The following is a 7,543-nucleotide window of genomic DNA, read 5'->3' on the forward strand; positions in this document are numbered from 1 at the left end:
TCGGCTGTGGGCTATTAGCTTTTAGCTTTTAGCTTTTTAAAACGAGTGCGATTTTGCCCTGAACATGTAACTTTTAACCATTTTTTTCAATGAAACTTGTCTGTGGCTTTTTTTTCTTTCTCGTTTTTGCAGTTCAAATGGCTTTTGCCCAGCAAACAAATGATGTGTATGTGGACAAAGATGGTTTGATGCGCTGGGGTACTACCAAAGAGGAAGTGAAAGGGTTTGGCGTGAACTATACAGTTCCTTTTGCTTATGCTTACCGTGTGGGGAAGCAACTGAATGTGTCTCCGGAAAAGGCGATTGATGATGATGTTTACCATTTCTCCCGGCTGGGTTTTGACCTGTACCGTGTTCACGTATGGGACACAGAGATCAGCGATACACTAGGCAATCTGCTGGAAAATGAGCATTTAAAACTGCTGGATTATGCATTGAAAAATATGAAAGATCGCGGCATCAAGTTCGTCCTTACACCTATTGCCTATTGGGGAAACGGCTGGCCGGAAAAGGATGAAAAAACACCGGGATTTTCAAGAAAATATGGTAAGGCGGCTTGTTTGACTAATCCAGATGCGATCAAGGCGCAGCAAAACTATTTGTATCAGTTTCTGAATCATGTTAATCCTTACACTGGCGTGGCTTACAAACACGAACCGGATCTGATCGCTTTTGAAATTAGTAATGAGCCTCAGCATGGCGGAAAAAGCAGCGACGTCACTGCATTTATCAATGGAATGGTGAGCTCCATGCGGAAGACCGGCTGTAAAAAGCCGGTCTTTTACAACATCAGCCACAGCATTCACCTTGCTCAGGGCTATTTCGATGCTGATATTCAGGGTGGTACATTTCAATGGTACCCTACTGGTTTGCAAGCCAAGCATGAAATTATGGGAAATTTGCTACCAAATGTCGACGACTACAAAATTCCATTCGCCGCCAATCCGAGGTTCAAACAGATGGCGAAGATCGTCTATGAATTTGATGCTGCGGATGTGGGGCGGTCTTACATATATCCGGCCATGGCGCGCAGTTTCCGTACAGCTGGTATGCAGCTCGCCACGCATTTCGCCTACGACCCAACCTTTTTTGCCTACGCCAATACAGAGTACGACACGCATTATATGAACCTGATATACACTCCGCAGAAAGCATTAAGCCTAAAAATAGCGTCGGAAGTTTTTCACAATATTCCACTCTATAAAGATTTCGGCAAATTCCCCGCAGATACGTCTTTTGGCGATTTCAGGGTTAGTTACGGGCAGGATCTGGCGGAAATGGTCACGAAAGAAAAATTTATCTATACCAATAATACTGCTACTATTCCACCAAACACGGGAGCATTGGAACATATCAGCGGCTCGGGCAATTCTGCGGTTGTAAAATACGAAGGGACAGGCGCTTACTTTCTGGATAAACTTGAAAGTGGTGTCTGGCGACTGGAAGTTTTGCCTGATGCCATCTGGGTGCAGGACCCTTTTGGCTTCAATAGTTTGGACAAAGTCCTCGCCGTTATCAACTGGCGTCAGTGGCCGATGTCGGTACGGCTACCGGATTTGGGAGATGATTTTGAGATAAAAACACTCAATCCGGAAAACGATGCCAAAACTTTCAATACAAAAAATCAGACATTTGACATTACCCCCGGCACTTATATGCTCGTTAGAAAAGGGACTTCAAGCAAATTGAATGCAACCAGCAAATGGAAGAATATCACACTGAACGAATTCGTAGCGCCTGCAACGACGCTCAAAAAAACTTACGTGCTTCATTCAACTATTAAGGAAATTTCGGCAGGCGAAAGTATGCCTGTCAAAGTGCAGATTATTTCTTTGAAACAACCAGAAGCTACCCGCATTAAGCTATTTGTAAAAGATGGGCAGCCTGTGGATTTAGACTTAGAGCATACAGGCGGTTATCAATACTCAGCCCGTATCCCCGCAGAATTATTGAAGGGAGATGTTGTGAAATACTGCATTTTAGTCAAGGAAAACGGAATAGAAAAGTTGTATCCATCTGAACAAGAAAACATTAAAGAGTGGAATAATGAACAGGAGAAACTGTTCGAAACGCGCATTCTGCCAAAGTCATCGTCAATAACCTTATTTAACGCCGCACTGGATCATGAGCAGTTGTTAAGGCCATATCTAAAAACTTCGCGCTTGACTTCAATACCAGAAATTGGAACTTCTGAACTAAGCATAAGCCCGGAAAAAGCGGAAGAATACGCAATGCGATACAATTTTAAGAGTAATATAGCCGGACGCGCTTCGGATGTGCTGTCGAAAACAAAGTTGGTCTTTCACGGCCGCGCCCTTAATGAGAAACCTTGCTCTATTCAGCTTGCATTAATCGGTAAGGATGGATCGGTATATGGCGCAACGTTGAATGTCAAACCAGAAAACAGCACGTATGCTGTATCGTTGGATGATCTTGAAAAAGTTGATTTCATCAGTCTCCCGCGCCCTTACCCTGGATTTCTACCCTATTCATTAGACACCACACCGAAGGCCGGCAAACTCGATTTAAGGAACATAGAAACTTTACAGATTGCCATTTTACCAACACAAACGACTGATCAGACTCAAAAAACGCTTGCTGGTATTGCGATTCAGAATGTCACTTTGGAATGACATAATGTGTAAGGGAACATTGCTTTCAACATAACTTGATCCCTCATGCCAGATTCTACATATTACTGCATTGAAATAAAAAAACGATACATGAAACAATTGCTGTTAAAGCTTTTTACGATACATATCCTGATTGCATTTTGCTTGCCAGTTGTCGCAAGCGCAATGCAGTTTGAATTGGTAACGGCACAAAACAAGGTTACTATTTACTACCAGAAAGGGGAATCCAAACTTGATTCCATTGCTGCCCATTTACTTGCCTCAGACATTGAATTAGTCAGCGGATATCACCCAAAAGTTTCCACTGATATTTCAAATGCCAAAGGCAACATAATTATCATAGGCAGAGCTGATTCAGAGCTTGTTAAGAATTTTGGAAACATAGCTTCCGATCCTGATATTAAAGGAAAGTGGGAATGTTATTCGCTCAGATATTTATCAAAACCGTCGGCGAACATTGCCAATGCACTGGTCATTGCGGGGAGTGATGCCCGGGGAACGGCGTATGGCGTCTTTTCTGTTTCCGGGAAAATCGGCGTGACACCCTGGTACTGGTGGGCCGATGCAACTCCGAAAACGCAGAAATCTCTTGCCATAGACCGTCAGGACTTTACCTCCAAAACGCCATCGGTAAAATTCAGAGGTATTTTCATTAATGACGAAGATTGGGGTTTACAGCCATGGGCAGCAAAAACATTTGAACCCGACACAAAAGATATTGGCCCCAAAACTTACGCAAAGGTTTTTGAGCTGCTTCTTCGATTGAAAGCCAATCTGATCTGGCCGGCGATGCACCCGAGCACAAAAGCATTTTACCATTACCCCGGCAATATCAAAGCAGCGGAAGACTATCAGATCGTGGTGGGTTCTTCGCATGCTGAGCCTATGCTTAGAAATAACGTCAGCGAGTGGAATCAAAAAGAAATGGGACATTTTAACTACCTGACAAACAAGAAAAAGGTAGATGAATACTGGGAATCCCGCATTAAAGAGAGTAGCAAGGTCAATGGCATTTACACCACCGGAATGCGTGGAATCCATGACGGCGCGATGGAGGGTGTAAAAACGATGGAGGAAACCGTCCCTCTTATGGACACCATTATCAGAGCTCAGCGGAACATGCTCAGAAAATATGTCAATGCGGACATTACCAAAGTCCCGCAAGTATTTACACCTTATAAAGAGGTACTTGAAATATATGATGCAGGTCTCAAAGTGCCGGACGACATTACGCTGGTGTGGCCTGACGATAATTACGGATACATTCAGCGCCTCAGTAATGTTGAGGAAAACAAAAGACCTGGCGGTTCAGGTGTTTATTACCATGCTTCATATTGGGGCAGGCCTCACGACTATTTATGGCTTAACACCACACATCCGGCACACATACGTGAGGAAATGACGAAGGCATTCGCCATGAATGCGAAGCGGCTGTGGGTTTTAAATGTTGGTGATATTAAGCCTGCGGAGTACACCACACAGCTGTTTATGGACATGGCCTACGACATCGAACCATTTGAAAAACCCGCTTTTTCAAAGGCTCACTTAGAAAAATGGCTATCAACGATTTTTGGCGATAAACAGTCAGCATCCGTTGCGCAAGCCCTTTGGAAATACTATGACCTCGCTTTTGAGCGTAAGCCGGAATACATGGGTTGGAGCCAGACGGAGCCTACCACTGCAATAAATTTTACTGCTTATAATCATCTGTTTTACAATGATCAGGCACAGCTGAGAATGGATGCCTATGATCAGTTACTTGCAGATGTTGAGAAAATCGGGACGAATATTGAAAGGAAAGACAAGGATGCTTTTTATGAGCTTGTGGAATACCCTGTAAAAGGTGCGGCGTTGATAAACAAGAAATTCCTACTCCGTGACAAGGCTTACATTTATGCCAGGCAAGGACGGCTAAGCGCTGCTCATTATGCCTCGCTGTCGGGTGGAATTCAGGAAAAAATATCCTCGGAAACCCATTACTACAACACCAAGCTTGCCAATGGAAAATGGAATGGCATAATGGATATGTTCCCCCGCAAGCTTCCTGTCTTCAATTTACCTGTTTTTGATTTACCTAAATCAAAGAATCTGCCCGCTTTTCGTGCACTTCCCGAAGGGTACAATCACCCTGATTCTACATCAGATCTTACCAATGCCCGTGAACTGAAACTTCCTGAATTCAACAAATGGAATAAGCAGAGGTACTTTATTGACGTATTCTTAACACAACAAGTAAAAAAAGCTTTTACGATCAAGGCTTCTGAAAAATGGATTACAGCAAGCAGCAGTCATGGTGAACTGACACCAGACGGGCTCAACAGCCAACAACGTATTTGGGTAGAAATTGACTGGAATAAGGCGCCGGTGCAAAAGTCCTTGAAAGGAAATATCATTGTTGAAAGCGGTGATGACCAATATACCTTCGCTGTCACAGCCAACAATGCAAATGTAAAGGAGCTCGAAAGTTTCAAGGGACATGTGGAGACTAGCGGTTACTTATCGATTAATGCTGCCGACTACTCAGCGGTAAGGAACATGAAGTCCCGGCAATGGAATGTGATTGAAGGATTGGGTTCCAATGGCAAATCGCTGGAAGCATTACCGTTGGTTGAAAAAGCTGCGGAAGGCGATTTGGATACGCTTAAAGTGAAAAGCAACCCTGCTGTCGAATACGATTTTTATGTGTTCGGTCAGTCGCCGGCAAACGTCACCATTAGCTCACTACCCACCTATCCGTTGAACAAGAATTTTGAACTGCGCTACGGTGTGCGTATTGACGGCGGGCCCCTTAGTATCTTCAATTTCAGGACTTTGGGACGGAGTGATGAATGGAAACAAAATGTGTTGAGCAATTCGGCAAAACGTACTTTTAAAGTGCCGAACCTGAAACCGGGCAAACACAAGCTGGAAATATACATGATCGATCCTGGCGTGATACTAACGCACATATTCATTGATCTGGGGGTAGCACAGCCTTTTTACGGGTCACTTTCGATAAATGATCTTAACACAGGCATGAAACCTGTAAGCGTTTCAAAAAGTATCAAATAGGAATAGAGAAAAAGAAAACGGGCTCCCTGACTAACAACGACAGATCCTTAGCAAAACGATGTTATGAATAGATAAAGGGAACCGCCTGGTAACTTACATCCCATAGCCCTGCGCGGGCCGCCCGTAAATTATCCGGGAACTTCCCGGGAGATTTACATAAATTGCCTTTTTAACCAAACACCTTCCCAGATGACACCCACTACTTCCAACCCGAAGATCCACGAAGGCCGTAATTTGAAGCGATTTCGGGAAGCGCTGGGGCGGTTGGAGCGATTGATTGGAAACAATTGAATAGGGAGCTCTTTTTCCAATTAAACCATACGAAACTAACACACCTATGAATAGATTTCACACTCCGGCAACGTCTTTTATACAGGATGTTGTACAAATTTTACAGCTAGCACGGCAAAAAACTTACAGTGCTGTAAATAGTGAAATGGTGATCGCCTATTGGCAAATGGGAAGAAGGATAGTTCAGGAAGAGCAAAATGGAGAGCAAAAAGCCGCCTATGGTGAGGCAATTTTGAAAACGCTTTCCATCGCTCTCACTGCTGAGTTGGGCAAGGGCTTTTCTTACGCCAATATTAGAAATTTCAGGCAATTTTATCTTACTTATCCTGACGAAGCAATTTGCTACACAGTGTGTAGCAAATTATCATGGAGCCACAATAGGCTCATTATGAGGGTAGAAACTCCGTCGGCCAGGGTCTATTACCTTCAAGAATGTACTACCCAAATGTGGAGCGTGAGGACGTTGGAGCGTAATATCAATTCCCATTATTATCAGCGTTTACTTTCTTCTCAAACCAAGTCAGAAACCTCGATTCAAAATCAAAATTCCGACAGAATTCTCTCAAACGATTTTATTAAAGACCCATACGTTTTTGAATTCCTGAATATCCCCGAACCAATAAATGCATTAGAGCTAGACATTGAAAAGGCTTTAATCGAAAATCTGCAACAATTTTTACTCGAATTAGGAAAAGGCTTTTCATTTGTAGGACGACAATTCAGGATTAGCACCGAAACCAGCCACTTTTATATTGATCTGGTTTTTTACAATTACCTTCTTAAATGTTTTGTTCTTTTTGATCTAAAAACAGGCAAGCTAACACACCAGGATACCGGACAAATGGATATGTACATTCGTATGTTTGATGATTTGAAAAAGCAGGATGATGACCATCCTACAATCGGAATTATTCTATGCACGGAAAAAGACGAAACAGTTGTCAAGTATAGTATTTTGAATGACAGTAAGCAATTATTTGCAACCAAGTATATGCTTTATCTGCCCACTGAGGAAGAGTTAATTGCGGAGATTGAGCGGGAGAAAAGGCTTTTGAAAATTAGCTAGAAACTGGTACTGACATACAACACCACCAATTTGTTTCACAATAATTGAAGTATCGATGGAAGATCAATTCCTACTTAAATTCCAAGAAATTAGCACAATACTTTACAAGCCGACTGATCCTAAACAAATGCAATGGACGACACTTCACAAAAAAGTGAGCATATCTAATAAGCCATTCATTTAAAACTTATGAACAGCTTCTGGACTTTACCCTAGCAATAACTTTTTCAAAATTATAGAATGTGCATTTATTTGTGTACACAAATTCGTACACCCATGAGAATTATAACAGCCAGGGAATTTCGGGGGAAACAGAAGGATTATCTGGATCTAGCCGAGAAAGAACGGGTGATCATCCACCGGGGAAAGAATAAAAAGTCAGTTTTACTCACGCCAATTGATGAAAGTACTGAAACTGATGTCTTTTTTTCGGACCCACAAGTGTTAAATGCCATTAAAGAAGGTATTGAAGACGTGAAGGCTGGAAGAGTGACTTCCATTC

The 7,543-nt window shown here is 42.7% G+C and carries 4 protein-coding genes; all 4 read left to right on the plus strand.

The annotated features are described in order from the left end of the window. Positions 1 to 89: 89 nt before the first annotated feature. Positions 90 to 2,633 (plus strand): membrane or secreted protein, encoded by a 2,544-nt coding sequence (locus ABIO93_RS26955; RefSeq protein WP_348073116.1) that lies wholly within the window; start codon positions 90 to 92, stop codon positions 2,631 to 2,633. A gap of 90 nt (positions 2,634 to 2,723) precedes the next feature. After that, positions 2,724 to 5,684, plus strand: a complete 2,961-nt coding sequence (locus tag ABIO93_RS26960) for a glycosyl hydrolase 115 family protein (protein WP_348073117.1) — start codon at positions 2,724 to 2,726, stop codon at positions 5,682 to 5,684. 337 nt (positions 5,685 to 6,021) lie between these two features. Further along, on the plus strand, positions 6,022 to 7,041 hold the full coding sequence (locus ABIO93_RS26965; RefSeq protein ID WP_348073118.1) for a PDDEXK nuclease domain-containing protein: 1,020 nt from the start codon (positions 6,022 to 6,024) through the stop codon (positions 7,039 to 7,041). A gap of 276 nt (positions 7,042 to 7,317) precedes the next feature. Next, the coding region (locus tag ABIO93_RS26970) for a type II toxin-antitoxin system Phd/YefM family antitoxin (protein WP_348073119.1) at positions 7,318 to 7,543 on the plus strand (226 nt) is incomplete at its 3' end.

It is taken from the genome of Dyadobacter sp. (genome assembly GCF_039919315.1).
Classification (GTDB): domain Bacteria; phylum Bacteroidota; class Bacteroidia; order Cytophagales; family Spirosomataceae; genus Dyadobacter.

Bases quoted from the DNA above. Each gene is read 5' to 3' on its own strand.
- ABIO93_RS26960 (WP_348073117.1), top strand. From the start codon at position 2,724: ATGAAACAATTGCTGTTAAAGCTTTTTACGATACATATCCTGATTGCA.
- ABIO93_RS26965 (WP_348073118.1), top strand. From the start codon at position 6,022: ATGAATAGATTTCACACTCCGGCAACGTCTTTTATACAGGATGTTGTA.
- ABIO93_RS26955 (WP_348073116.1), top strand. From the start codon at position 90: ATGAAACTTGTCTGTGGCTTTTTTTTCTTTCTCGTTTTTGCAGTTCAA.